The sequence below is a fragment of the Bacillus sp. L_1B0_5 genome, assembly GCF_000836715.1.
GTDB lineage: Bacteria > Bacillota > Bacilli > Bacillales > Bacillaceae_G > Bacillus_A > Bacillus_A thuringiensis_S.
In genome coordinates this window covers 1-687 of record NZ_JXIS01000238.1, presented here as the reverse complement: position 1 = coordinate 687, position 687 = coordinate 1, and the positions used below count along the sequence as shown (strand labels likewise).

Genomic DNA, 687 nt, shown 5'->3' with positions numbered 1-687 from the left:
TTAAAAGTGTTTAATAATCAATTAGAACAAACAGTAACTCAAAGAACACGGGATTTAATAAACAAATCTAATGATTTGGTAAAAAATCAAGAGAGATTTAAGTCTTTATATGAGTATCATCCAGATCCTATTTTAACGATTGATTCAAATGGTATCGTATTAAATATAAACCAGGCTGGAAGTATGTTATTAGGAAAAGAAAGTGCTGCATTAATAGGGAAAGAGTGCTTCTCTATTTTTTTAGATGAAGATAAATCTGAATTGGAATCGGCTATAAAGAAAGGGAAACGATGTAGTTCATCTTCGTTACAGTTACGTGTGAAAAATAACAATGAGAAGGATATCCTCTTTTGGTATGTCACTATAGTTCCTATTATGATAGAAGGACAAACCTTTGGGAGTTATGTAATGGTAAAAGACATAACGAGGATGAAACAACAACAGGATGAGATAAATTATCTTGCATTCCATGATACGGTGACGGAGATTGGAAATCGTATATTCTTCCAACAAGAATTAGATAGATCCATTAAGCGTGCACAAAAAACACAGGATAAGTTCGGGCTCCTGTATATTGATTTAAATCGCTTTAAGACCATTAATGATACATTGGGTCATTCGATTGGTGACAGAGTTTTAAAAGAAGTTGCCAAACGTTTTAGGACATGTCTGTCACCGACTATTCCT

Annotated in this window: 1 protein-coding gene; it reads left to right on the top strand. The window is 33.2% G+C overall.

The annotated features are described in order from the left end of the window. On the top strand, nt 1–687 hold a 687-nt coding region (locus RT27_RS32115), incomplete at both ends, for a GGDEF domain-containing protein (protein ID WP_043939484.1).